Annotated in this window: 3 protein-coding genes; all 3 read right to left on the bottom strand. The window is 59.1% G+C overall.

What is annotated here, in order from left to right:
* Nucleotides 1–169: 169 nt before the first annotated feature.
* The gene (locus tag ACW9IB_RS29325; protein ID WP_457416800.1) at nucleotides 170–1,828 is read right to left on the bottom strand and encodes a cation acetate symporter; all 1,659 of its coding nucleotides are present in this window, start codon (nucleotides 1,826–1,828) and stop codon (nucleotides 170–172) included.
* A complete protein-coding gene (locus tag ACW9IB_RS29330) occupies nucleotides 1,825–2,136 on the bottom strand; it encodes a DUF485 domain-containing protein (protein WP_457366764.1) in 312 nt (103 codons plus the stop codon). The genes ACW9IB_RS29325 and ACW9IB_RS29330 overlap by 4 nt, the downstream gene beginning before the upstream one ends.
* Nucleotides 2,137–2,141: 5 nt before the next feature.
* Nucleotides 2,142–2,347 (bottom strand): hypothetical protein (locus ACW9IB_RS29335; protein ID WP_457416802.1); only part of this gene is annotated, 206 nt, incomplete at its 5' end.

Consider the following 2,347-nt stretch of genomic DNA (forward strand, 5'->3'; position numbering starts at 1 on the left):
CCCAACAATGCTGCCGCAATATTTCTGGAAGACCGGGGCGCCAGGGTTTGGGGCGGCTCCGCCACCCAGCGCGGGCAAGCCCGCTCACTACAACCAACCCTCCCCAAGTATTCAGGCAAAAAAATACCCCGGCCTTTCGACCGGGGCATTTCTTCATACAGCGACAGCGTTAGTGGTTAACCGCCCCACTCGCCCCCAGGCCAGTCTGCGAACGCACAAACTGCGGGAAGTACAGCGCACGCTCTTTCTCTGCCGCCGCCGACTTGTCGGTGATGGAGAAGAACCAGATGCCGATGAACGCGATGATCATCGAGAACAGCGCCGGGTACTCGTACGGGAAGATGGCTTTTTCATGGTGCAGGATCGAGACCCAGATGGTCGGGCCGAGCACCATCAGGCCAACGGCGCTGAGCAGGCCCAGCCAGCCGCCGATCATTGCGCCACGGGTGGTGAGGTTTTTCCAGTACATGGAAAGCAGCAACACCGGGAAGTTACAGCTGGCGGCAATGGAGAACGCCAGGCCGACCATGAACGCGATGTTCTGGCTTTCGAACAGGATACCCAGGCCGATCGCCAATACACCCAAGGCAATGGTGGTGATCTTCGATACGCGAATCTCATCCTTGTCGTTGGCCTTGCCTTTCTTGATCACGCTGGCATACAGGTCGTGGGACACCGCCGAAGCGCCGGCCAGGGTCAAGCCGGCAACCACCGCCAGGATGGTGGCGAACGCCACGGCCGAGATGAAGCCCAGGAAGATACTGCCACCCACCGCGTTGGCCAGGTGCACCGCCGCCATGTTGTTACCACCCAGCAAGGCGCCTGCGGCATCCTTGAACGCCGGGTTGGTGCTGACCAGCAGAATCGCGCCGAAGCCAATGATGAAGGTCAGGATGTAGAAGTAACCGATGAAACCTGTGGCGTAGAACACGCTCTTGCGAGCTTCCTTGGCGTCACTCACGGTGAAGAAGCGCATCAGGATGTGTGGCAGGCCAGCGGTACCGAACATCAGTGCAAGCCCCAGGGAGAATGCAGAGATCGGGTCTTTCACCAGGCCGCCCGGACTCATGATCGCTTCACCTTTGGGGTGAACCTTGGTGGCCTCGGAGAACAGCAGGTTGAAGTCGAAGTTGACGTGCTTCATCACCATCAACGCCATGAACGACGCGCCGGACAGCAGCAGCACCGCCTTGATGATCTGCACCCAGGTGGTCGCCAGCATGCCGCCGAACAGCACGTACAGCACCATCAGGATACCCACCAGAATCACCGCCACATGGTAGTCCAGGCCGAACAGCAACTGGATCAGCTTGCCCGCCCCCACCATCTGCGCGATCAGGTAGAACGCCACCACCACCAGCGAGCCGCACGCCGACAGGCTGCGGATCTGGGTCTGGCCCAGGCGATAGGACGCCACGTCGGCAAAGGTGTACTTGCCCAGGTTGCGCAGGCGCTCGGCGATCAGGAACAGAATGATCGGCCAGCCCACCAGGAAGCCGATCGAGTAGATCAGGCCGTCATAACCGGAGGTGTAGACCAGCGCGGAAATCCCCAGGAAGGACGCCGCCGACATGTAGTCACCGGCAATGGCCAGGCCGTTCTGGAAACCGGTGATCTTGCCGCCGGCCGCGTAGTAGTCGGCCGCCGACTTGTTGCGCTTGGAGGCCCAGTAGGTGATGCACAGGGTGGCACCCACGAATGCAATGAACATCACGATGGCCGAGACGTTCAGCGGTTGCTTGTGCACTTCACCGGTCAATGCGTCCGCCGCCCAGAGCGCCGGAGCAAAGAGCGAAGCGCCGAATACTGCCAGTAGACGCCGGATCATTGCGCAGCCTCCTTGAGAATCGCAGCGTTCAGGTCGTCAAACTCGCCATTGGCCCGGCGCACGTAGATGCCTGTCAGCACGAAGGCAGACACAATCAGCCCGACGCCCAGGGGAATGCCCCAGGTAATCGACGAACCAGGGCTAAGCTTGGCCCCCAGTACTTGTGGCCCATAGGCGATCAACAGGATGAAAGCGGAGTAAAGCCCTAGCATGATCGCCGAGAGAATCCAGGCGAACCTTTCCCTTTTTCTCACCAGCTCCTTGAAGCGCGGGCTGTCTTGAATCGAGAGGTAAATGCTGTCGTTCATTGTTTTTATCCTCGCAGCACAGCTTTTTTATTATTGGAACGTATCCACTGTATGCGGCTGCACAAAGGGTTCCAGACGACCTTAGTAGTAGAAGGAGATAGCAACTTCGCAAGTTTTGCGGCCAACAAATAAACCGCAGCCTGAAATACACACAAAAATGTGGGAGCGGGCTTGCCCGCGAATGCCGTGTGCCAGTCAATACGTCTGTCAC

The sequence above is a fragment of the Pseudomonas sp. SDO524_S393 genome, assembly GCF_054071875.1.